This is a genomic window from Bradyrhizobium sp. 1(2017), from assembly GCF_011602485.2.
Classification (GTDB): domain Bacteria; phylum Pseudomonadota; class Alphaproteobacteria; order Rhizobiales; family Xanthobacteraceae; genus Bradyrhizobium.
Window position 1 is genome coordinate 7,299,491 of the sequence record NZ_CP050022.2, and the last position, 22,822, is coordinate 7,322,312.

Here is a 22,822-nt window from a genome sequence, read left to right on the forward strand (position 1 = left end):
TCTGCGGGAGAAGAGCGTCCAGCCTCACCTCAAGCATGCGCCTCGCGGGAATTCTGTGGGCCACACAGCGTATATCCGCTCTCAGTCACCGATATATGCTACTGGCCTTGCGGTGATGCCGAAACGCTAGCACGGCACCAATGACATTGTCTGTATAGATCTTGTCCGCTTTCGAGTGGCAACAGCACCACAGGGGCTCGGGCTATTGCTATCGCCCACTCCCTTCCGGACAGCGCCCAAAACGCCAACTCAGCTACTTCTATCTCTCGAGGCTCGCTTGGCGACAAAGCGGGCCTCTTGTCGCTCTAGCATCGCTCTACATTCCTCTTGGACTGCGAGTCGCTGTTCTGCCAATTGCCGGCTGCGCGCGATCGTCCGGTCAGCGCGATCCAATAGTTCTTGTCTTCTAAAAGGGGTTTGCCCACGGCGATCGCTCCCTGTTAGTAGGCGGGAGCACGCGCGTCTCTCAGCCACCGACGCCTACGGCGGAGCCTCAGCCGTGATGTCGAGTAAACGAACTCCAGAGCCGAAAGGAATGAAACGGCGATGGCAGCGTTTCTTGAGCTGGAACCATCCAGGAAGCTAAAGCGGCCTTTTGGACGAGGGTCGCTTCGCCGGCTTCGTCATCGGAGTAGATCGTAAGATCGGCACATCGGGTTCGTCCACTCCCTTCAAGGAAGTGCAAGTGGAGCCTCAAAGTCAGCTAAGGCTCACGAGCGTCGCTTGGAAGATCGGCCGGTTGCTTCCGGTCTAGCCCGATGAGCCGACAACTCCAGGCTCCGCCTAACTTCGCATTCGGGCCAATAGCAGACAATCGTTCTGTCCCTTCAGGGTCGCTAGTTCGGCCCCGCTTTGGACTCGTTGTCATCTGGGAAAGTGCGCGATTGCCGCGCGCGTCCTAGTACTTCACCAGCAATCGATTTAACCGTCACCTCATATTGGTAGACACCGGGGTTGCAAGGGCCGAACGTGCGAAGAGCGCCAGCCGGAAGGATGCCATTCTTTGGCAGGCGCACTTCCTGGCCGCCGTATTCGCGATTGGCTTGGGTAAGCTGCACAAGGATTGAAGCTGCTCCTTGCGGAACGTCCTTTAGCCGAATTTCTGGATTATCGAAGAGGCTAACACAGGGCCTTGAGCCGAGAAACGAGAAGCTCATTGTCATTCCTGCAATAACCTGCCGTGTGACCAGCTCGTCCCGGACCTGTTGTCGCGCCGCGGTTTGAGCCGCTGCCGACGTGGCCCAGATCAGGACAAAACCCGTAACTGAAATTGCTCTCATTGGCTTCGATAGCACAGCCCGAGAGACGAGTCTGTTCTATTCCCGATCGGTCGCTCCCTCGGGGGCGCCCCGTCGTCTGATCTCGTCCTCGATTCCTTCAAGCAAGTTGAGGATCGTGGGACCGTCCACGTTCTCAAGCGCGTCGCGCTCATAGCGCTCGACGATCGTCAGCTCAGCCTCCGAAAAAGCTCCGGCCCCGTTTGCATCACCGTCTCAGACAAGCAGGCAGACGAGATCGACTGATCACGGTCTCATCACCGATAAATGCCCAGGGCTTTGCGGTGACAGGGTTTTTGTAACGCCTATGGCGGTACCGAATCTGAGCAAATTCGACCATCTCGCCAGAACGCGAATTGGGACAGCCTAGCACTCGTCCTTGTCGCTGTGATGAAGATTAAAAGTTTTGTCGTACTTGTCGCGGGCTTCGGTACCAACGCTGTATCGGCCGGGCCACCATGAATGTGGCGGATTGTAGTTGTCGTTCTCAGCGTCTGCCTTGGCTTTCTCGCCTAGCTTCTCGGGCGTCCAAAGCGACATTGATTTATCTTTACCCCACACTTGCTCCTCACTGACCCCATCCTCGACGATGACTTTGCTGCGGCCGATGGCGCCGGCAGCAATTTGAAACGAAGTGCCTATCGCCCAACAGCATGCCACCATCACGCTGAATCCATCGCGCATGATGTAGTCAAAGACAATGATGCCAACGGACAGAAACACCGCATTCGAGGCAAAGAAAGTTCCGGCCCCGCTAGCTATCGCCGCCGCGTCGGTGCCAAAGCTCCATTCTCCCGATCTGGTGGATTCTACTGTCTGCGCAAGACGGCTAGGCAGATCGATGCCCACGTAGAAGCCAAAGCCCCCGTAAAGCATCATCACCAAGACGATCCATTCGTTTCGAAAAAAATCATTTTCCATGCGCATCATTCCTACCGCCACGTACAGACCGCCCGCGGCCCCAACCATGGCGAGTCCAATTCTTTCGAGAATGTGCGCCAATTCGATCAGCACGGAGCGGCCGAGCCACGTGGTAGTGGCGACGCGGGCGTACTTCGTCAACTTTCTCTCCCCAAACGACAAAGCGCTAAGAACAACTGCAATGCTCATTTTCATGATATTCTCCTTTCTTGTTTTCCAATTGCTCGCCCAACGCAACGCAGGCGCCACCCGAGCGCATCGTGATGCGATTTGAATATCAATGTTCAGGATGACGTGTGCCTACCGACGGCACTGGGCTGCCATTTGGTGGAAGCGGCGACTTCGGTGCATCGCCGTTTTTGGGGCAGCTCTCTCGGACAAGCAATCCGCTCGGCCGAGCCAACAAGCTACGCCGTTTCCGTTCGATCACCTAATGAATAACTTCCGCATCGGGGGGCCATTCATCGCGATACCCACCGAGGTCGTATTCTAACTTCAAGACGTCAGTTTGCGCCAACCTCTCGCCGATCAGGGTGATCTTCAGGCGGAAGGCTCTGAATGGAGACCCTGCTTCGTCGTGCAGTGCGACCCAGCCGTTGAGCTCTGCGTGATGAACTGCCTGAGGTCGGCATGATGCTCACGAGCCCAACAGCATACGCCTTGGAGAGCCAGAGCCGATTGGAATCAGTAATGGGCCCTGCCAGTTCACGACTGGGTTCGGTCGATGACCAAAATAAAACAGAAAGAGATAGCTATTCGGGAACGAAGAGTGCACTGTTGCGAGGTGCCGATTGTAACGCTGGCGCGGAGTTTTACTCCAGCGCGACGAAGCGTAGAAAAAGAAAAATAGCTTCAGCGCTCTCCACTCACTGTGGAGGCCAGTTGAGATTTCAATTGGAACGCATTCGCCCGAAGAGCTGAATGGCGTCGCTTGCACCCGGCGACATCGCCCCTGTGCTAGTGGTTACGGCGGCACCTCGCGGCCAATCTGCGAGAATGATCATGGTGATGACCCGATCGCGAAGCGAAACGGTAGTGTTCAAACACCCATTCCGGATCGCAAGCGCTGAACGACTATTACCTGCCGGCTCATATGAGGTTATCACCGAAGAAGAGTCGACCGAAGGCTTGTCATTTCCGTCTTTTCGGCCCGTCGCCACCATGATGAAGGTGCCTGCGCCGCCACCCCGTGGCGCTTCAGTCGAGATGGTGACGATCAGTTCGGTCGATCTTTCGGATGCCCGGGAGCCGATGCGATGGCGTGAAGCGCCTGTCGACCTCGGCAAGCATCGCGATAGCGCCGCGCCGAACACGGACTTTCGCCCAACGCCGGCGGAGATTGGACCCAGTGCCGAGGTGTTGCTCGGTCGGCTTCTGCACCTCGAACGTGAGTTGCTCGCGACACCCGCGAAGCCAAGGACGAGCGTGCTTCCGGAGCTAAAAATGCCCGGCCGCGACCTACGAATCGATGCTTGCCGCGGCATCGCGCTCTGGTGCATCTTTCTGAACCATATTCCCAACAACATCGGAAGCTGGCTGACGTTGCGGAATTACGGCTTCAGCGATAGCGCGGAAGTGTTCATGTTCGCCTCGGGCGTGACCTGCGCGATCGCCTACGGTAAGGCGCACGAGCGGGGTGGATGGATGGGCGTGCTCGGCCGTACACTGCAACGTAGCTGGGACATTTACGCCGCTTTTCTGCTGCTCATTCTTGCTTGCGCCGTGGTGGTTTACCTCGCAGGCGGCGGCGGGCTTGCCGACGAGACCAATACGCGTATTCTCTTGGAACATCCGGGAGCGACGCTCGCGCAAGCGGCAATCCTGCAATACCGTCCTGTCAACACCGACGTCTTGCCTCTCTTCGTAATTTTCCATCTTTTGTTCGCGCCATTGCTGTGGCTGATGCTCCGAGTGCCGAACGTGGCGCTCGGCGCCTCGCTCTTGCTTTATGCGTCGGTGCATCTTTTCGGCTGGACCGTTCCGGCGTGGCCGAACAACGATTGGTTCTTCAATCCGCTCGCTTGGCAGTTGCTGGTTGTGCTTGGTGCGTGGTGTGTCACGGAGGGCAAGAAGTTCTGGCCGCGGTTGAGTTCACGCTTGGCGCTTGGACTTGCCGTTCTCTATCTGGGTTTCAGCCTGACTATCGCATTGGGTTGGAGCATCAGACCACCGGAGGTTCTTGTCCCACAGATCCTGACGAAGTTGCCTTACCTGGCGGGCAAATCGGACCTCGATCCTTTGCGATTGCTGCATTTTATTGCCCTTGCGATCTTGGTGGTATGGCTCGTGCCTCGCAATTGGCGAGGGCTGTCGACGCCGGCGATGCGCGGGGCGATCCGCTGCGGCGAGAACCCCTTGGCAATCTATTGCCTCGGCGTTCTGCTCGCGCTTGCCGGCCACATAGCGCTGGTCAAAATCTCAGATGAGCTTGCAATGCAGATCGCACTCAGTTTCGTCGGCATCCTGGTGATGATTGCGACTGCAACCCTGCTCAGCTCGATCAGGACCAAACCCAGGCAGCGACAACCGCTCATGACATCCGATTTCATTGCAGAGGATGCACGCCGTAACGCGTCTCCGGTCAGGCCAACAAACCGCTGATGTCGCGCCAGATGGTTCACGGGCGGACGATGCAACGGACTCGGCGGCGCGTCCGCTTTCTCACCAGCACCTGACGGCATTCGGATATGAGATGTTATGGAAGAAGTCGGCCTTAAGCCGACTTCCCAAACCCTTGCGGCGCTCCGATCATTCGATCCATATAAGACACGGAGCAAGTCCCGTTCAGCGCAGAAGGCTAATGGCGGGTAGTCACAATCGAATCATCCTTCAGAATGCTGAAGGCCATCCGTGTACGCATTGCAGAGACAAACGTCGCGAGCAGTTGCACCCAGCCAAAGCCTCTCTGGGGCGCCGCGTATCTACGAGTCCTCTCGAAAGAATTGGGCATCGGTTTAGTGCGACCGCAATCAGCAGTTGCCAGGGAAGTCCAGCCTCCAGTACCCTCTTCCTTTGAGGCCAATAGCACGTGGAACTTAGGGTATGGAGACGCAGGTTCGTACGCCGCAAATGGTGTTCATGCAGCCGCAAAGGCTGATTGTTCCCCTGTTTCAAAGACCATACGTTTGGAATGAGGAGACTCAGTGGGAGCCGCTGTGGGAGGACGTCAGACGCGTCGCCGAGCGGGTGATTGCCGAGCCCAACGGCAAACACCAACCACATTTCCTTGGCGCTGTGGTGCTGCAACAGATGCCGAACCAGTCTGGTTTGATGCAGCAACGGACCATCATCGACGGGCAACAACGGCTCACCACTCTTCAGCTCTTGCTCGATGCACTGAGCGCCCAGCTAACTGAGGTCAATGCATTGGCTTGCGCGGCACGTATCGAGCCGCTGGTCACCAATGCCGAGCCGTTCTGCTCAAAGGCGGAAGATCGATTTAAAGTCTGGCCCACCAATCGAGATCGGCCCGCCTTCAACGAGGTGATGGCTGCCAGCGCCCCCGTCGACCATGCTTCACTCAGATATCGCAATGAGCGGATGGTGCAGGCTCATCGCTATTTCAGCGAACAAGTTCGCGAATGGCTCAATGCGGGCGGCTCGGATTTGGTGCAAATCCGGGCAACGTCAATCGAACGCGCCGCGCGTGAATTGGTCCAGTTGGTGGTTATCGACCTCTCTGTCGACGAAAACGCCCAAGAAATTTTTGAAACGCTGAACGCGCGTGGCGCACAACTAACCGCAGCGGACTTGATCAAGAACTTTATCTTCCAACGCCTTTTGGAATCCGGAGCAGACGTCGAAGATTCCTACGAAAAGTACTGGAAGGACTTCGAGACGGGATTCTGGGAGGTCGAAATCAGCGTCGGCCGTTTCCGGCACCCGCGATCGTCGGTGTTCTTAAATCATTGGCTCATAGCACAAACCGGCGAAGAGGTTGTTGCGAGGGAGGTGTTCGATCGATTCAAGCGCTTCGCCGACCACGATGCAGGTTTGCCAATGGAACGCCTACTGAAGCAAATTCACGCTGCGGCTGGCCGTGGATTCTGATGATGACGAACAGGGCGATGATGAGGACGACGACGAGACCTAAGTCGTCATAGGGCCAGCTGCATCGTGTACTGACGGGGCACAGCAAGAGTCATAGGCCGCAGGAATTGATTGCCCCGCGCTATCGAGTTCAGAAGCGAGGGCACTCGATCGCGTCAGGCTCACAGAGGAAGGTCTGGCCCGTTAGGAGGTGAACAATCTCAATACCGGGCGTGCGCTTCGCAAATACTGGCTTACAAAGTGTTGTGAACGCATCTAAATCGGTGACAAACATAAAACGGTAATCTGCGGTGGCCGTCGCCAACCGTACGAGGTCCTTCAATATGGCGGTTTTCTGCGCCGCTCCAAACCCAGGCTGATATGGTTTTGTGGTCTTCAACTCACCCACGATCCTTCTTCCGTCGTTGGTTCTAGCGACGATGTCTTCTCCAGCAGCGCCCTGCGGTTTGCCTGCCGCATCGAAATCAGTAATCCCGAACCGCTGTACCAGGTAATCTTTTACGATGAGGGTCGCCACGAAGGCGACATCGTTACTCAGGTTTCCTAGCGCGGACTTAATCCCAATCAGATGCTCAAGCCAAACGCTCGGTTCGATCAGCCGAGGCAAGGCGCTCGTCATCAGAAAGCTTCTCAATGCGTAATCTTTTGCCCGGATGGCCTCGCAATATCTGATCTCACCGCTCGATAGGGACATCTGGAGCTCCAAGATGATGGTTGGGGAATGTCAGGGAAACAAGGGCGACTTATATGTGGTTCGCCCCCTTTGCGTCTGAATAGGGGGAGATCGGTCCTGAGAAAGGCCCTCCTTAGACTTCTTGCACCCCCTCCCTTGTCAACCAGCTGTCAACCGCGTCAACCTTGTCAACCTAACTTTTCAGCTCCCTCAGCTACCGCGGTCCCGAGGTGCGAATTACCCACGATGCGCTTAGCCTCCAGAAGGACCCGTAAGCATGGCGAAGCAGGGCGGTGTTTTCATCGGATCAAGCGCGGGTCAATGCACCTAGTGGTGCAATTTTTCACCCTTCATCCAAGACAAGCGCCTCTCGCGTCGGTCTATTCGCGCTTGGGACACTGGTCGAGGCCGAAGGCGGTGGATGGGTTCATGCTCCCAATCCCCTTCTGTACGAGCCTCCGAGTTGGACGGTCGTTTTTTTGATGACAGTCGCCGCGAATTACTCGGAGAGCCTCTTCCTTCCTTCTTTCTGTGTTCTTCGTGGTGCTCGCCATTTTCACGGAATTGGACCCTCTCGGGCGGTGCGCTGAGGGCGCGCGCGAAATCCACGCTCGCCATTCCGTCGATACAATTTCCACCAAGTTGGTGAGGCTCTGGCGGCTTCGCATCGGACGCTCGATGACCTTGAGATGGAACAACCGCCGGGCTTCATGCAAAGTGGTTTGAACGGTGGTTCGACAGACGCCGGCAAGAGCGGCAATCTTGCCTATCGGCAAATCGCATACTCCGTGATGTTTGATCTCGCCTGCGATGATGCAGAGAACGGACCGCTGTCCCTCGGTGTAATAATGACGAAGCGTATCGGGCAGAGCACTGGACCCACCGAGTCGCCGGCGCCTATCTCGTGAAGCCTGGCGATTAGGCGACCGCGGCCGTTGCCGCGCAAGTAAACGAGAAACCTTTAGTGGCTTCGCTAGAGCCGCAGGCGGAGCCCTGGCGTCGTGGCTATCAAACCCTGCTCAAATGCCTGGACGATGGGCTCATTCCACGGCCGAGCCTTTAGCCGCTCAATGCTTCGCGCGAAATCGGGCGCGCGTGGAATATAGGAGGTCATTGCGCGCAGCCGCTCGTCGTGGACAGCGCACCATTGCCGCGATGAGCATCAGAGCATCGCGAGGGCGGATGCCGCGAACTCTCCGCGGATAGCGGAGACGAGAGGTTGTCTGATATGAAACGGCGATCTTGCTCCGCCGCGTGCAGTGCATTTCGATCGCTTCCAGGCATCAGCCGCTCCTTGAGGACAACGGCTTGCAGCATGAGCTAGGTCGACGATTTGAGCTTGCTGTCTACCTCCCCCTTTTCTTTCGAGGTTGCGGTTTGGCTACCCGGCCCAAGGCAGGGGTGAATACTGGTTCAAGCGCCTGTTTTTTCTTGTCAAATTGGCGCTGTCGCTCGCGAAGTTTCGCGAACTCCGCGTCATCCGTTGCAAGGCTGCTGATTTTCATTTCGATTGCCCAGTATCCCTCATCAGCCCTCTTATATTGATGCAGCGGCGTTATAAGAGAACGGATCTTGTGAGATAGCGCCGCGCAATCCTCGTCATGCTCGCCGGTCGCGTATTCATAAACCCTATGAGCGAACGTATGGAAGGTCGCACCTTCAGTCGAGCTTGCGCTACGCGGATGATACGAATCAAATAGATCGAAAGCTTCACCGAATCCATCTTGAATGGATTGCAACCGGAAGGTCTCGAGCTGGCGCAGCTCTTGAGAACCATCCCCGCCGCCTGGGACGAGCAGCAGGTTCTGATCGGCTCCCTGGCCCGCAAAGCCTGAAACCGCCTAACGCCCCCTTACAGCACCGGGTGGAAGCGGATTCGCACATCGAGTGTTATGGAACGTCGGTGCGACCAGCGTCCCTATGCAAACAATAGGAGGCTTGGTTAGCCAATCGCGTTATAAAGAAATTACGATCAACGAGAATACGCGTTCGGAGCCAGTCGGGCACCAATGTGGCCGGCAACACGGCCGGTCACACCTCTTCTTCAAGCACCTGACCGTGTTCTTTCAACCATGCTCTCGCCTTTTCCATTGACGGTAGCTGCGTGCGGATTATCGACCAAAACCGCGACGAATGGTTGGCCTCGATTAGGTGCGCAAGCTCGTGGACGACAACATAGTCGATTACAAACACCGGCGCCTTGATGAGACGCCAATTGAAATTGACGTTGTCATTCACCGTGCAGGAGCCCCAACGGTAGCGATTGTTCACAATCTTTGCAGCGACAAAAGCAACGCCGAGCGCACGCGCATGACCTTCAACGCGCGCGAGAATGTTCTCTTTCGCCCGCGCGATATACCAATCGCGCAGGACCCTGCGCCGCCTCGCAAGCCGCGCGGGCGGAACTATAAATCGATGCGCAAATTCGATGTTTCCACTGGCGGTCTCCGCAATTTCGATTTGATATTCGCGCCCGAGGTAAGGCGCAGACTCTCCATTGACAACTTCTTTACCGGGAGGATGCGCTCGGCTTTGATACTTTTGCGGGTGCTGTAGCTTCTTGAGAATCCACTGCCGCTTAGAATTCACCGCCTGATGCAAGCTCTCTTCAGACACATTTTGCGGTGCGTGAACGATAACGGCCCGGTCCCGCTCAACCGATATGGTCAGCTTCTTTCGCCTTGGTGAGCGTACAATCTGGTAATCAATCTTCGTCATGGCGCATAGAGAATTGCATCATTGTTCTTCTCCGCGACTTCCATGATGCGGCTGATGATGTGCGCGCGATTCTTCACCAGACCCGGAAGCGCTGAAAATTCAGATTGAAGGAGCGTCTTCTGGATGTCGGCCTTGAGCTTGTTGCGGGCGGGAATGCTTTCCCAGAAGCCCGTCAGCTTAAGCTCACGCTCGATCTCGGCAAAGAGTTGCTGTGTGAGCGACACCAGCAGGGCTATGTTGTCATCATCGACCTCGGTTTCTGCAAACACCTCCTTTTTCAGGACCCGGAAGAAGGGCATTTGCTTCTTGCGGTGCAATCCGTAGGTCGGCTCCTTGTCGGCGTTTATGATGCGCTGGCGGAGCTTCTCCAGTTCTTCGTAAATCCTGTTCCAGTTGTCCCTGAAGTCTTCCAGAATCTTTCTTAGGGCCTCAGCAAAGGACGCTTGAAGATCAGGATCATCATCGAGGTCAACATCCAAATGATGGCGGATAGCATGTTCGATCTCCGCCGCCTTTGTCTTTGTGCGTTTTCGACTCTGAACATCCTTTTGGAAATCCTCGTCCAGAATCGAGATGGGTTGGACTTTCACCTGGATGCCGCTCGACTGAAGAAACGCATCGGCGATGTTCCGCAGCTTTGGCGGAATCCCCTTCATGCTGAAACGAGCATCGCGGAAATGCTTCTCGGCGAGAACATTGATTTCCACAAGCCGCTGATACTGGCCCATATAGCCAAGCGCTTCCTTGGCAGGAAAAACCAGGTTCAAGCATTTCGTAAAGCTCTTGAAGAGCGTAATGAACTCGAAGCGAAGGTCCTCATCGTAAAACAGATCGAAAAAGGCATCATGATCTGTGAGGTCGGTAAGACCACGCGCCTGCAGGAACTCAAGGATAGCTGCGTGGGTTGCCTGAAGCTCGCGAAGTTCTTCCTCGGGAAAGCTTAAGGCAGTGAGTATCTCGTTCTGTTCGCGTTCGTCGTAGTTGTCGAGCGCCCTCTTTAAGTGATGGCCGACGCCGACATAATCAACGACGAAGCCTTTATCTTTCCCCGCACCGCCGACTCGATTGACGCGGGCGATGGCCTGTAGAAGGCCATGCTCCACTATGATTTTGTCGAGATACATGACTTGCTCCACCGGAGCGTCGAACCCGGTCAGCAACATGTTGTTTACGATTAGAATGCCGATGTCGCCGTTGATCCCTTCATCTTCCACGCCGAAGGGCAGTTTGAAGCTTTTGATACTGGCCTTGTGCTTCGAGACGTCGGTGTAGGCCTTGAGGTGGAGCTCGTCATTGTGGCCACCGGAAATGATGACGTCGGTCTTCATCTTTCCGAGGCGGTGGAGATCGATATTTTCGGGATTGTTATTCTTCAGGCTATTGATGGCCTCGACGTGCGCCGCATCGATGTATTCCTTGTAGCGGACCGCCGCTTCCCGGGACGTGGCGACGATCTGCGCCTTGAATCCGTTAGGAAATACATGCGTTAGGTAGTGCGCCACCATGTCCTTGGCTTTTGCCTCGATGGTAGGTTTGGCTTCGAGATAGGCGTCTCGGGACCCATAGCCAAGGATGTCGAGCCGTTCCTGAAGATTATAGTCGCTAAAAATGTCTTCGAAAGAGGCGTCCATGGTTGCCGTGTCCGACACCTCGGCGTTGTGCGTCCGACCTTCGTAAACAATTTCCAGCGTAACCCCGTCTTCGATCGATTGGCGCATCGTGTATTTATCGATGTAGTCACCGAAGACGCGCTCGGTCTTGTCGATGGGCGTTCCAGTGTAACCAATGCGCGCGGAATTTGGGATTGCCTTGTCGAGATTTGCACCCAGCATCGAGTATTGCGACCGATGGGCTTCGTCCGTCATCACGAGGATGTTGGGGCTGGCATTCAGCTCCGGGAAAGTCTCTTGCAAGTCTGTCTCACGGAACTTGTGGATCATGGCCATCACAAGATCGGAGGAATTGGAGGCCAGCAGCTCCTTCAGCTTCTTGATGCTGTCGGCGGCTTTCACAGAAAAACCAATGTTGTGGCTGGTTTCGGAGAGCTGCGTCTCAAGCTGCGTCCGGTCGGTGACAAAGACCACCTTCCACTTCGACAGGGTAGGGTGCCGGTACATCTCCCGAACCATGAACATCATGGTCAGCGACTTACCGGAGCCCTGTGTATGCCAGATGATACCGCTGCGTTCGCGCGGCGTCTTTCCTTCCAAGAGCCGCTTGACGGCCAGCTTCACCGCGCGAAACTGCTGATAGCGTCCAACGACTTTGATGATTTCGCCCTTTTCGCTGGTCGAGAACAGCGTGAAGGTGCGGATGATGTCGAGCAGGTTGTCACGGTCCAGCATCCCGGCGACCAGCCGCTGCTGATCGTTGGGGCTGCTGCTGCCGTGCTCCAGGTCGTTGAGGGAACGCGGAAATGGATCCGCCCAGCGATAGAAATACTTCTCGCCGTGGGTGGTGATGGTGCCGAACTTGGCATCCTGCCGACAGGTGGTGACGACGAACTGGTTGAAATAGAAGAGGGGAGCGCTGCCTTCGCCTTTAGCTCCACGTTGTTCACTGTACCGGAGGATCTGATCGATGGCCTCCGGTATCGGCTCCTTCACCTTTGGTGATTTGCATTCAATGACAACGACTGGGAGGCCATTCAGGAACAGAACGATGTCAGGGACAATGTGGTGCTCCGTGCCGAGAATACGAACTTTGAACTGGCAGACGGCAATATAGCGATTGTTGTCGCGGTGCTTGAAGTCGATGTAGCGAACGGTTGGGCTCTTTTCGCCGGTCTTGCGGTTCTCGCTTACACTGGTGTTCTCCAGGAGCAGATTGAACACGTGCCGATTGTTCTGAATGAGATTCGTCGAAGCGAAGCTGGCTGTCAGCTGCTTGATGACCTCTTCTACTTGATCGTCCTCAAGCCATGGGTTGACAACCTTCAACTGCTGGCCCAGCACCGGCAGCATCACCACTTCGGTAAAACTGTCACGGAACGTATCGCGGGGCTGCTGCTTGCTATCGAGGTCAAGAACCGTCCAACCTAAACCCGACAGTTGGTCGAGCAGCGGCTTTTCGACATGATTGCGTTCGTCGAGCTTGATCTCCTTCGCTGTCTTGTCGCCGCTAGGCATACAACCTCTCGCGCTTGGGTTCAGACTCCAGCAGGGCGCTCACCCGTCGCTTGCCTGTCAGCAGGTCTTGCATCAGGGCGGCTTTGAGGGAACGGAGCTTCTGAAGGCCGGCTATAAATTGCTGAATGTTGCCATCTGCGTGACTCAATACGCTCGAGATTTGTTGCTGTTCCTCCACTAGCTGAGGGATAGCAATTTGGTACTCGCGAAAGAACTGCAAACCTATTGTGAGGATTGTGCTCCCCGCGGCAATGCCCTCAAACCTTGGCTTGTCTCTCTGTAGCCAATAGTAAAGATAGTAGTTGTCCAACTTATGGGGCTTACACCGCCAAGCCATAAAATGTTGACTTACAGCCATTGTGTCCCCGAGTATTGCGCTCTTACCCACGCCTGCGTCTCTAGAAAGAATGACGGTGCCTTTTGGATGTAAAACCGCAGAGGAGTTCTTTAGCCCCAGCGAACTAATTTCTTTATCCGTTTCGCTAATCAAAACATTGTCTAGCGCACTGGAATCTGCGAGCGAAACCCACTTTATCCCGCCGTTCCAGTAATCAGGTCTTGACTTATTCGGCGTGTGGCCGCTTCCACGAATCGCCAAACCATCGAGCAGGTGAACGCCCCACTCGGCCGGAATTCTTCCTAATGCGGAGTCTTTAAATCGGTGGGATTGCTCAGAGCGGATACGCCCGTGTTCATCTATGCCCCGGGTTAGGAGGTCCTGCATCAGCCCAGTCTTAATGCGCTGCTCTTTGGCAATCAGCGCTTCAGTCCGTTCGATCGCGCGGTCTAATGTTGCGAGAATTTCGGCTATCTTGGTTTGCTCGGGCAATGGCGGCAATGGAACTGGCACCTGCTCGATAAGCGTCTTCGTTAACCCAGCACGACCATCACCGGCTGACCGAGATCGCAATTCGTCATAGCGAAATTCAAGATTGTAAAAAAGATACTCAACGTCTAGTACAGTGGGGTCCGTTTTAACTAGCGCTACAGACTGATTAGTGCACAGTCTGGAAAGGACGAGGGCGACAGTACCCCGCGTTTTCCCTTGACCGGCGAGGCCAATGGCAACCGCTGGAGGATCTACCATAGTCGCGTTCGAATGACGCAAACCGAGTTCGGTGATTCTTGTCGGTACGTCTGTTATCCGTTTTTCATGAATGTCCCCAGACGCCATCCACGGCACATCGCCGCCCCAATATTTTTCAATTGAGGTTCGCGGCGTGCCGCCAACGGTCACGATCCCGATATTGCCGATAACATCCTCTACCCAAGGATGGCTCAACTTCACTACGTCATCAGACATAGCTTAGTCCCTTCAGAAATCTATCTAACGCCTTGAGGCTTTCGTCCCTCTGGCTCTCCAGACTACGAGAAGAGAGGGCGTATTTGTCCCAAAAAATCTCTGCAACTTGGATCAGCCGCCGCTTTTCGGCGTTGAGGTATCTCCGAAGCTCCTCGTTTGCTATATCGTGGAGCTTCTTAAGTATCAGGGCTTTGGCTTCTTCCTCTGTGAGGCGGCCACCGATGCTAGCCATAATGGCGTCAGTCTTCTCCAGCCGCGCCTGCAACGCGGCTTTGTCCTTTTCCAGAGCGGTAATCTTTTTCTTCTCGTCTTTGTTGTCGCTGAAAAGCTGCGCGATCTGAGCGCTCACTTGAGCGAGCAGCCGCTCGCTTTCCGCTTTGAATTCGCCGCTCCCAAGGCGCTTGAGTTGAAGTTTGTGATCGAGCCCATCGGCAAGTGTCTTCAGCTCCGATTTTGCGGCTTTGATCCGCTTTTCGACTGCGCTGATTGCAGCCTCCTGCGCCTGTAGCTTCTTCAATTCCTTCTTAGCAGAATCCCCCGTCGTATCTTTGAGATCGTCGATAAGTTCCTTAAGCGCTTTCTTGATGACACTGGCAGTGACGGTTTCGTCTTCCTCCGATTCGTAAGCGGCGACTTCCTGAGCGGCTTCGACCGCTTCGCTAAGCTCGCCCTGCGCCTCGGCAATTCTCACTTCTAGGCTCTCGATTGCATCCGCTTCTTTTTGGAAGAAGGTAGAGAGGAGATAGCTCTCAGGGATCAAGGAATGATGCCAGCCGGTCGAGACGATGGTCTTGAGATCGTAGCGAATGTTCTGCCACCAATTGACGAAAACAGCAGCGCTCTGGAATTCATCCAGTACACCGAGCGGAATTAGCTTGCCCTTCAGAGTCGTGAGCAACTCCTGACGCACTTCCGGCAGCTTCTTGCCGTCGCGGAGCTGCGCGAAATCATCGCGCGCCACATTCCACCAAGCCTCCAGCACGGCGTGGTGGGTCGCGTACGCCTTGTTCAACTCGGCATCAGATTCTAGTGCCGCCTTGATACTGGGTCTCTGCTTAATGGCCTCGCGAAACTCGAAATACCCAGGGCGCTCAGGCTGAAAGAGAATCCCCGGATCGACGCCAAATTTGTCAAAGTGATATTCTCGGGCCTGCACCTCGGCAATCGGCACTCCTCCGATGAGGTGAGCTTGCACGTCCTCCGGTTCAGGGTCAGGTGTGTTGTCAACATAACGGCGAATATTGAGATTGTAGTCGTGAACATCGACGATCTCCTTCTTGTCCACGAGGCGGCTGTATTTTAATAGCTCAAGCTTGTTCGTGAAGACGTAGTCAATCTTCTCGATATCCTCGGGGCGAAGTTTATTCTGGTTCTTTCCTTCTGCGAATTCGCGGTCTGCATTGATGAAGAGCACCTTGCCGCGCAACGCATCTGGCTTACTTTTACTCATCACGAAAATGCAGGCGGGGATACCGGTGCCGTAAAAGAGGCCCGGCGGCAGGCTGATAATCGACTCGATGACATCGTCGTTGACGAAATTTTCGCGAATGAGCTTTTCCTTGCCGCCGCGGAAAAGAACGCCGTGGGGCATGATCGTGGCCATATGACCATTCGACTTAAGGCTGGCCAGCATATGCTGAACAAACATTAGATCGGCCTTCTTCCCCGTCTCCGGGCACCATTCGCGAAAGCGCGAGGTGAACTTCATCCCGGCGCGGCTGTAGTTCTGCGAAAACGGCGGATTGGCAAGGACCCGGTCAAATTTCCGAATTTGCCCATGATCCAAAATCTGCGGGTCCTCCAGTGTATCCCCGTTCTCGATCGTGAACCGGGTGATGTTGTGGAGGATCATGTTCATGATGCAGATCGACCAGACGGTGCCGTTCGAGTCCTGGCCGTAAAGGGCGAGGTCATTCGAGTTCTCGCCTTGCTCCTCGACATATTGGTGGCTCTGAATCAAGAAGCCGCCGGAGCCGACGGTGGGATCGTAGATTTCATTGCCGGCATGTGGCTTAACCAACTGCACAAGCAGGCGCACAACCTCGGCAGGCGTATAGAATTCGCCGCCTTTCTTCCCGGCGCTGTCCGCGAAGAATTTGATGAGATATTCGTAAGCAGCGCCAAGAAGATCTGGGAATTCAAAGTTGTCGTTGACCAGCACGAACTGTGGCTGGTTGAAGTGGTCGAGCAGGTCTTTCCACTTCTGGTCGGCGATTTTTGTCTTTCCCTTGACGGCGTTGAAGTCGATGTTGTTCTTCAAAACGCCATTGAGTGCGTCGTTCTCGTCTTCGACCGCGGCAATGGCTTTGTTGAGCATGTTGCCGATATCCTGCTTTAGGTCTTTCAGGGCAGGGACCTCATCGCCGTTTTCGTCCTCCCAGGACTCATGCCAGCGTGCGCGCACGGGGACGAAGAACGTCTCGCCGTAGGATGTTTTATCTTCGAGAAGCTCTTTAATGAGAGCTGGATCGCTTATGTGCGCGAAATCCTTCTTGCGAAGCTGCTCGCGCTTGCGGTCAAACTCGTCGGACAAACGCTTGATGAACAGCAGACCGAAGATGAATTCCTTGAACTCCGATGCATCCATCTTGCCGCGCAGAATGTCGGCGGCTTTGAACAGGAAGCTTTCAAGCTGCGAGAGTGTGATCTTTTCGCGGTTCATGTAATCTCGATGCGAGTAGCGTGAATCGGGGCGGCTTAGCTGCTCATACTACAATGGCAAACCAACCTTCGAGCAGATATTGCAAAATTCGCCGATTGGAGACCGTCCCTAGCTACTTCCTTTGTCTTCTGCGACACACCGGCAAGCTTCCTCGCAGAGTTTGCCAATTCGCTCCAGATCGGTCCCAGACACGCGTTTCGTCACCAGACACGCGTTTCGTCAAAAGGCACAGGCACGCGCGACTGGGCCGCAAGTCGTGCCGATTTGCACGATTGGTTCAGCGAGAGGGATCCAAACCGCCGCGCGACATAGCCGTTGATCTTCCGGAAAATGTCGTACTGGACCAATTTTACGGGTTCAAAGATTCCGAGAAAATTCGGTTCTCCAGACCTATCCGGCACTAGGTCGAATGGGCGAGCGGACGTCTCCGCTGGCAAAATTGCAGGAAAACGGCCGCATTTCTGGCTTCTCTTCAGATTGAAGTACGAGATCATTTCAGGGGATTGGCGGAGCGAGCAGGATTCGAACCGGCGGTACGACATCGGGATCACCGTGGCGACTCGGTGGCGATTCCAGCCAAATAAAAGGCCGCCCCGAAGAGCGGCCTTTTTGATTTTCAGCTGTCCTTACAGGACCTTACTTGGTTGCGGGGATAGGATTTGAACCTATGACCTTCAGGTTATGAGCCTGACGAGCTACCGGGCTGCTCCACCCCGCGTTAAACCGTTGCGCGCCTTCGTCGATATCCCCGGGGACGGTAAAGTAAGGCCGCGCTGTTCGCGAGGCTTGCTTCGGTCGTCCCAAAGGCTTTCCTTGGAAGGCAACCCCGGGGCAAAGCCCGTCGGGTGCGGGGCGTATGTATCAAGGCGGGCTGCCTTTGGAAAGGGCTGCCGGAACGTTTTTTTCGACTTCATGACAGGCGGCGGGGCGGATTTCGGGCCGTTTGACACGCACTTGCCAGAAGTTCCGCAAAGAGCCAGCTTGGCCGCAGCAAAACCAGGGCCCGACGCCCATTTTCAGGGGAGGAACGCCATGGGCGTCGATCACGGCGAATGGGGCTTCAAGACGTTCAGCAAGCTGAAGCCGGTGGTCTATCGCTCCAAGTTCAACCGCCTCACCGATCTCTATCCGCCCTATGGCGGCAAGATCGCGCGGCTGGAATGGCTGATGCGGTTCATGTCGCAGGGAGCGGTCGTTCGGGGGCGCGAAGCGAACCCGGAACCTCGAGATCCGGTTCGCGCTATGCGCGCCCTGGAATGACAATCAGGGGGAAGCAACATTGACCGACACATTCGATTTCGTAGTCGTCGGCGCGGGCTCGGGCGGCTGCACGGTTGCGGGACGGCTTTCCGAGGATGCGGGGACATCCGTCGCGCTGCTCGACGCCGGCGGCGCATGCGACAATTGGGTCGTGACCACGCCGGGCGCGCTGGTGCTGATGGTCGCCGGCAACGTCAACAACTGGGCCTTCAACACCGTGCCGCAGAAGGGGCTGAACGGCCGCATCGGCTATCAGCCGCGCGGCAAGGGTCTCGGCGGCTCCTCGGCGATCAACGCGATGGTCTATATCCGCGGCCACCGCGCCGATTACGACCATTGGGCCTCGCTCGGCAACCTCGGCTGGTCCTTTGCCGACGTGCTGCCCTATTTCAAGCGCGCCGAGAATAATGCCGATTTCGACGGCGCGTATCATGGCAAGGGCGGCCCGCTCGCGGTGAACAAGCTTCGCTCCGGCAATCCGGTTCAACAGATTTTCCTGCAGGCGGCGCAGGAAGGACAATTCCGCATCCGCGAGGATTTCAACGCCGAGGATCATGAGGGTCTCGGCATCTACCAGGTGACGCAGAAGAACGGCGAGCGCTTGAGCGCGGCGCGCGCCTATGTGCATCCGCACATCGGCAAGCGAGCAAATTTGCGCGTCGAGACGCAGGCGCATGCGACGCGCCTCCTGTTCGAGGGCCGGCGCGCGGTGGGCGTGGAGTATCGGCAGGGCAATGAGGTGAAACAGCTGCGCGCCCGGCGCGAGGTGATCCTGGCAGCCGGTGCATTCCAGTCGCCGCAGCTTCTGATGCTGTCGGGCATCGGCGATGCCGAAGCGCTCCGCAGGCACGGCATTGCAAGCGTGCATCATCTGCCGGGCGTCGGACAGAATCTGCAGGACCATCCCGACTTCATTTTCGGCTACATGTCCGACAGCCCCTATTTCGCCGGCATCTCGATCAAGGGCATGCCACGGCTGATCCGCGCCATCTTGCAATATCGGCGCGAGCGCCGCGGCCCCCTCACCTCCAATTTTGCCGAATGCGGCGGCTTCCTGAAGACGCGGCCCGATCTCGACATTCCCGACATCCAGCTGCATTTCGGCATGGCGATGGTCGACGACCACGGCCGCAAGCGCCACGGCGGAACCGGCTTTTCCTGCCACGTCTGCCTGCTCCGTCCGAAGAGCCGCGGCAGCGTCGCGCTCGCGAACAACGATGCTATGCTGGCGCCGCTGATCGATCCCAATTTCTTCGGCGAGGACGACGATCTCGAGGCCATGGTCGCCGGCTTCAAGACCACGAGGCGGCTGATGGAGACGCCTTCGCTGCGAGCGCTGCAGAAGAAGGACATGTTCACCGCCAACGTGCGCAGCGATGACGACATCCGCGCCGTGCTGCGCGAACGCGTCGACACCGTCTATCATCCCGTCGGCACCTGCAAGATGGGCACGGATGCGTTGGCCGTGGTCGATCCCGCGCTGAAGGTGCACGGCGTCGAGGCCTTGCGTGTCGTCGACGCCTCGATCATGCCGACCTTGATCGGCGGCAACACCAATGCGCCGACCATCATGATCGGGGAGAAGGCAGCGGACATGATCAGGGGGGAGATGCGGTAGTGTAAAGCTGCCGCGTCATTCTCCATTGTCGTCCCGGCGAAGGCCGGGACCCATACTCCCAAGAGAACGTTGCGGGGCGAGCCGGTCACCACGAGCCGTCGTCAAGCCGCTTCCTGCGGTGATGGGTCCCGGCCCCCCGTGCGCAATTGCGCACTAGGCCGGGACGACGCCGAGGGAAGATCGCTCTCAAACAACGACGAGCGGTGGCTAGTTCAGCAAGAACCCACCATCGACGGTGATGACGCTCCCCGTCATGTACCGCGACGCGTTCGAGGCCAGCAGCAGGATCGCACCGTCGAGATCGGATTCGGCGCCGACGCGGCGCTGGGGGATGCGCTTGGCCAGGCGCTCGCCTGCGGGCGTCGACCAGAAGGCGTGGTTCATCTCGGTGTCGATATAGCCGGGCGCGAGCGCGTTGATGCGGATGTTCTGGCCCGCAAGCTCCAGGGCCATCGCTTTCGTCGCCTGGAGGATGCCGGCCTTGGAGATCGCGTAAGGCGACACCGCCTTCAGCACGCCGGTGCCGAGCACGGAGGCGATGTTGACGATGTTGCCCGGCTGCTTGCGCGCGATCATGCGCCGGGCCACTTCCGTCGCGAGGAAATAGGCGCCCTTGAGGTTGGCACCGATCACGGCGTCCCAATCGGCCTCAGTCTGCTCGGTCGCGAGCTTCTCGATGGCGATGCCGGCATTGTTGATCAGCACGGTGACGGGCCCGAGCGCGGCTTCCGTGGCATCGACGGCCTTCGCGATCGAGGCGGTGTCGGTGACGTCGAGCGCGACGGCGGCAGCGCGGCCGCCCTTGCCGCGGATTTCCTCTTCCAGGCTCTTCAGCTTGTCGGTCTGGCGCGCGGCGAGCGCGACGGCTGCACCATGGGCCGCCAGCACCCGGGCAAATTGCCGCCCCAGCCCCTGGCTTGCGCCGGTGACGAGGATGGTTTCTTTACTGACGTCGAATAGGTCTGACATGACGCATTCCTTGCGCGATTTCCCTGAGCTTTGGAGTCATCAATACAGACGATTTTAGCGATCCGAAACCGGAATGACCGGTTCGGCGTTCATTCGTTCCGTCGCGGCAGGGCTCCCAATGAACAGCTTCGATCTCGCGGTCTATTCGGCACTGGCCATCGCGGTCGGCCTCGGCTTCAGGACCGGCCTGCTCCGCAGCGCCATGACCATCCTCGCCTATCTCCTTGCCGCGCCGATGGCGGTGGCACTGATGCCGCTGATCGTGCCGCAGATCGCGGCCAACCCGAATCCGCCGCTGCTGCAGAACTGGATCTGGTTCTTCGCCATCTTCGTGGTGGTCGGCATGCTGCTCGGACATATCGGCCGCGTCGCGCTGAACGACACCATCGGCGAGGCCGGCATCGGCGACCGGCTCGGCGGCGCCGCGCTCGGCGCGGTCAGGGTCGGCCTCGTCGCCACCACGCTGGTGCTGGTGTTCGACCAGATCGTGCCGGCCAACCGCCAGCCGCCGTTCCTCGCCGGCTCGCATCTGCGGCCGCTGTTCTCGACGGTGGGACAGATGGGGTTCAAATCGCTGCCGCCGGATGCCGCGGCCGCGATCGACCGCCTCAAGCAGGAGCGGCGCATCTGATCCGGCGCATTTGCATCGCCGCGCGGACGCGCATGCATTTTGACGCGGGCCCATCCCTTATCAGCGGCATCGATGTTGGCTACAGTAGCCGCATCCAAAACCTGCCTGACATTACGGGAGTGAAACAGTGGATCTTGGGATCAAAGGTCGCCGCGCCATCGTCTGCGCATCCAGCAAGGGCCTCGGGCGCGCCTGCGCCATTTCGCTGGCGGAGGCCGGCGTTCACGTCACGCTGACCGCGCGCGGCGCCGAAGCCCTGAAGAAAACGGCCGACGAGATCCGCAAAGCCTATCCCGATGTGACGGTGACCGAGATCGTCGGCGACATCACCACGCCGGCGGGCCGCGAGGCGGTGCTGAAGGCCTGCCCCGATCCCGACATCCTGATCAACAATGCCGGTGGCCCGCCGCCCGGGGATTTCCGCAACTGGACCCGCGACGACTGGATCAAGGCGATCGACGCCAACATGCTCACCCCGATCGAGCTGATCAAGTCGACGGTGGACGGCATGATGGCGCGCAAGTTCGGCCGCATCGTCAACATCACCTCGGCCGCGGTGAAGGCGCCGATCGACATCCTGGGCCTCTCCAACGGGGCGCGCGCCGGCCTCACCGGCTTCATCGCCGGCCTGTCGCGCAAGACGGTGATCAACAACGTCACCATCAACGGCCTGTTGCCCGGCCCGTTCGAGACCGATCGCCTGACCGGCACCGCGAAGGCCGAGGCCGACAAGCGCGGCGTCACGCCGGAGCAGATCCTGACTGAACGCGCCAAGCTCAACCCCGCCGGGCGCTTCGGCCAGCCCGATGAATTCGGCTATGCCTGCGCCTTCCTGTGCGGCGCCAAGGCCGGCTTCATCACGGGACAGAACATTCTGCTGGATGGCGGCGCGTTCCCCGGCACGCTGTAAGGCTGCTGGCCCGCATGTGCTGGAGGTGCCGTCATGGCCGGGCTTGTCCCGGCCACCCACGCATTGCGCACGTAGGATAAACGTGGATGCCCGGGACAAGCCCGGGCATGACGATCACCGCCGCTTGGTCGGCTCGTCTTCGTCCTGTTGACTGGGGCCGGACGAATCGGCCGTCGTGCGCTCGTCCGTCCAATCGATGCCGAATTCTTCGAGCCCGCCCGCGAGCAGATCGCCCAGCATGGGCTCGCCGAGCAGATAGTGCACGGTCTCGCGGCGCGGGCTGCCATATTCGCTCCTCGCCTCCACGGCACGGGCACGCAGGTCGTTCCAATCGTCGATCGTGCCGTCGCCGCGACCGAGCCATGTCAGTGTGACGAGATCGAGCTGCTCGTCCTCGTTCAACGCGATCATGAAGCTGCCGAGCTCGTGGACGACCGGATCGGAGCCGTCGTCCTCGAGGACGTCGAGCGCATCGTCATCGCTCGGGTTCGAGCCGGAATCCGGATCGGAGGCCGCTTCCTTGACGTCGAATTCGCGCGCCTTCTCGATGATGAAGGCGACCTTCTCTGCGGAAATCGCAAGCTCTGGCATGGCTTCCCCTTCGGCTACTTTCCGGTTCCCCGCGATAACGCCACATCAGCTCAGATGATCCATTGCGCTTGATGGCGGAAAATGCGCATGTTCCAACACAAGAGCAAGAAC

At 57.5% G+C, this 22,822-nt stretch carries 15 protein-coding genes, 1 tRNA gene and 1 pseudogene; 6 read left to right on the top strand and 11 right to left on the bottom strand.

What is annotated here, in order from left to right; translation table 11 throughout:
- Positions 1 to 836: 836 nt before the first annotated feature.
- Both HAP40_RS34650 and HAP40_RS34655 read right to left on the bottom strand, forming a co-directional pair.
- A complete protein-coding gene (locus HAP40_RS34650) occupies positions 837 to 1,157 on the bottom strand; it encodes a hypothetical protein (RefSeq protein ID WP_157785244.1) in 321 nt (106 codons plus the stop codon).
- 486 nt (positions 1,158 to 1,643) lie between these two features.
- Positions 1,644 to 2,393, bottom strand: coding sequence for a hypothetical protein (locus tag HAP40_RS34655; protein ID WP_208024853.1), 750 nt, complete (start codon positions 2,391 to 2,393; stop codon positions 1,644 to 1,646).
- 807 nt (positions 2,394 to 3,200) lie between these two features.
- Here HAP40_RS34655 and HAP40_RS34660 point away from each other — a divergent pair.
- Both HAP40_RS34660 and HAP40_RS34665 read left to right on the top strand, forming a co-directional pair.
- On the top strand, positions 3,201 to 4,799 hold the full coding sequence (locus tag HAP40_RS34660; RefSeq protein WP_166812834.1) for an OpgC domain-containing protein: 1,599 nt from the start codon (positions 3,201 to 3,203) through the stop codon (positions 4,797 to 4,799).
- 441 nt (positions 4,800 to 5,240) lie between these two features.
- Positions 5,241 to 6,248, top strand: a complete 1,008-nt coding sequence (locus tag HAP40_RS34665; RefSeq protein WP_166812832.1) for a DUF262 domain-containing protein — start codon at positions 5,241 to 5,243, stop codon at positions 6,246 to 6,248.
- 130 nt (positions 6,249 to 6,378) lie between these two features.
- Here the strand turns inward: HAP40_RS34665 and HAP40_RS34670 are convergent, their stop codons facing one another.
- From HAP40_RS34670 to HAP40_RS34700, 7 genes are all read right to left on the bottom strand, one after another.
- On the bottom strand, positions 6,379 to 6,942 hold the full coding sequence (locus HAP40_RS34670) for a hypothetical protein (RefSeq protein ID WP_166812830.1): 564 nt from the start codon (positions 6,940 to 6,942) through the stop codon (positions 6,379 to 6,381).
- Between the two features lie 1,325 nt (positions 6,943 to 8,267).
- Entirely contained in the window at positions 8,268 to 8,660 is a 393-nt protein-coding gene (locus HAP40_RS34675; RefSeq protein ID WP_166812828.1) for a hypothetical protein, read from the bottom strand.
- A 292-nt stretch (positions 8,661 to 8,952) separates the two neighbouring features.
- Positions 8,953 to 9,639, bottom strand: a complete 687-nt coding sequence (locus HAP40_RS34680; protein WP_166812826.1) for a M48 family metallopeptidase — start codon at positions 9,637 to 9,639, stop codon at positions 8,953 to 8,955.
- Positions 9,636 to 12,767: a type I restriction endonuclease subunit R gene (locus tag HAP40_RS34685; RefSeq protein WP_166812824.1), complete on the bottom strand. Its 3,132-nt coding sequence runs from the start codon at positions 12,765 to 12,767 to the stop codon at positions 9,636 to 9,638. The genes HAP40_RS34680 and HAP40_RS34685 overlap by 4 nt, the downstream gene beginning before the upstream one ends.
- The gene (locus HAP40_RS34690) at positions 12,760 to 14,070 is read right to left on the bottom strand and encodes a restriction endonuclease subunit S (protein ID WP_166812822.1); all 1,311 of its coding nucleotides are present in this window, start codon (positions 14,068 to 14,070) and stop codon (positions 12,760 to 12,762) included. The genes HAP40_RS34685 and HAP40_RS34690 overlap by 8 nt, the downstream gene beginning before the upstream one ends.
- Complete coding sequence (locus HAP40_RS34695; protein WP_166812820.1) at positions 14,063 to 16,732, bottom strand: type I restriction-modification system subunit M; 2,670 nt, start codon at positions 16,730 to 16,732, stop codon at positions 14,063 to 14,065. Before HAP40_RS34695 ends, HAP40_RS34690 begins: the two co-directional genes overlap by 8 nt.
- Positions 16,733 to 17,373: 641 nt before the next feature.
- Positions 17,374 to 17,450, bottom strand: a tRNA-Met gene (locus HAP40_RS34700).
- A 317-nt stretch (positions 17,451 to 17,767) separates the two neighbouring features.
- On the opposite strand from HAP40_RS34700, the pseudogene HAP40_RS37440 reads away from it, so the two are divergent.
- Positions 17,768 to 17,914, top strand: a pseudogene (locus tag HAP40_RS37440) (coniferyl aldehyde dehydrogenase); the annotation flags it as partial.
- Between the two features lie 97 nt (positions 17,915 to 18,011).
- Positions 18,012 to 19,610 carry a GMC family oxidoreductase gene (locus HAP40_RS34710; RefSeq protein ID WP_166812818.1) on the top strand — a complete coding sequence of 533 codons (1,599 nt, stop codon included), beginning with the start codon at positions 18,012 to 18,014 and terminating at the stop codon, positions 19,608 to 19,610.
- Positions 19,611 to 19,817: 207 nt separating this feature from the next.
- Here HAP40_RS34710 and HAP40_RS34715 read toward each other — a convergent pair whose 3' ends face one another.
- On the bottom strand, positions 19,818 to 20,579 hold the full coding sequence (locus HAP40_RS34715) for an SDR family oxidoreductase (RefSeq protein ID WP_166812816.1): 762 nt from the start codon (positions 20,577 to 20,579) through the stop codon (positions 19,818 to 19,820).
- A gap of 118 nt (positions 20,580 to 20,697) precedes the next feature.
- Here HAP40_RS34715 and HAP40_RS34720 point away from each other — a divergent pair, with 118 nt between their 5' ends.
- Complete coding sequence (locus HAP40_RS34720; RefSeq protein WP_166812814.1) at positions 20,698 to 21,210, top strand: CvpA family protein; 513 nt, start codon at positions 20,698 to 20,700, stop codon at positions 21,208 to 21,210.
- 127 nt (positions 21,211 to 21,337) lie between these two features.
- Positions 21,338 to 22,120, top strand: a complete 783-nt coding sequence (locus HAP40_RS34725) for an SDR family oxidoreductase (protein WP_145630768.1) — start codon at positions 21,338 to 21,340, stop codon at positions 22,118 to 22,120.
- A 114-nt stretch (positions 22,121 to 22,234) separates the two neighbouring features.
- On the opposite strand, the gene HAP40_RS34730 is transcribed toward HAP40_RS34725, so the two are convergent.
- A complete protein-coding gene (locus tag HAP40_RS34730) occupies positions 22,235 to 22,711 on the bottom strand; it encodes a DUF3775 domain-containing protein (RefSeq protein ID WP_166812812.1) in 477 nt (158 codons plus the stop codon).
- Positions 22,712 to 22,822: the final 111 nt, after the last annotated feature.

Excerpts from the sequence above, each read along its gene's own strand:
- HAP40_RS34655 (WP_208024853.1), bottom strand. The coding sequence starts at position 2,393 with ATGAAAATGAGCATTGCAGTTGTTCTTAGCGCTTTGTCGTTTGGGGAG.
- HAP40_RS34730 (WP_166812812.1), bottom strand. The coding sequence starts at position 22,711 with ATGCCAGAGCTTGCGATTTCCGCAGAGAAGGTCGCCTTCATCATCGAG.
- HAP40_RS34650 (WP_157785244.1), bottom strand. The coding sequence starts at position 1,157 with ATGAGCTTCTCGTTTCTCGGCTCAAGGCCCTGTGTTAGCCTCTTCGAT.
- HAP40_RS34680 (WP_166812826.1), bottom strand. The coding sequence starts at position 9,639 with ATGACGAAGATTGATTACCAGATTGTACGCTCACCAAGGCGAAAGAAG.
- HAP40_RS34660 (WP_166812834.1), top strand. The coding sequence starts at position 3,201 with ATGGTGATGACCCGATCGCGAAGCGAAACGGTAGTGTTCAAACACCCA.
- HAP40_RS34695 (WP_166812820.1), bottom strand. The coding sequence starts at position 16,732 with ATGAACCGCGAAAAGATCACACTCTCGCAGCTTGAAAGCTTCCTGTTC.
- HAP40_RS34720 (WP_166812814.1), top strand. The coding sequence starts at position 20,698 with ATGAACAGCTTCGATCTCGCGGTCTATTCGGCACTGGCCATCGCGGTC.
- HAP40_RS34670 (WP_166812830.1), bottom strand. The coding sequence starts at position 6,942 with ATGTCCCTATCGAGCGGTGAGATCAGATATTGCGAGGCCATCCGGGCA.
- HAP40_RS34715 (WP_166812816.1), bottom strand. The coding sequence starts at position 20,579 with ATGTCAGACCTATTCGACGTCAGTAAAGAAACCATCCTCGTCACCGGC.
- HAP40_RS34665 (WP_166812832.1), top strand. The coding sequence starts at position 5,241 with ATGGAGACGCAGGTTCGTACGCCGCAAATGGTGTTCATGCAGCCGCAA.
- HAP40_RS34685 (WP_166812824.1), bottom strand. The coding sequence starts at position 12,767 with ATGCCTAGCGGCGACAAGACAGCGAAGGAGATCAAGCTCGACGAACGC.
- HAP40_RS34690 (WP_166812822.1), bottom strand. The coding sequence starts at position 14,070 with ATGTCTGATGACGTAGTGAAGTTGAGCCATCCTTGGGTAGAGGATGTT.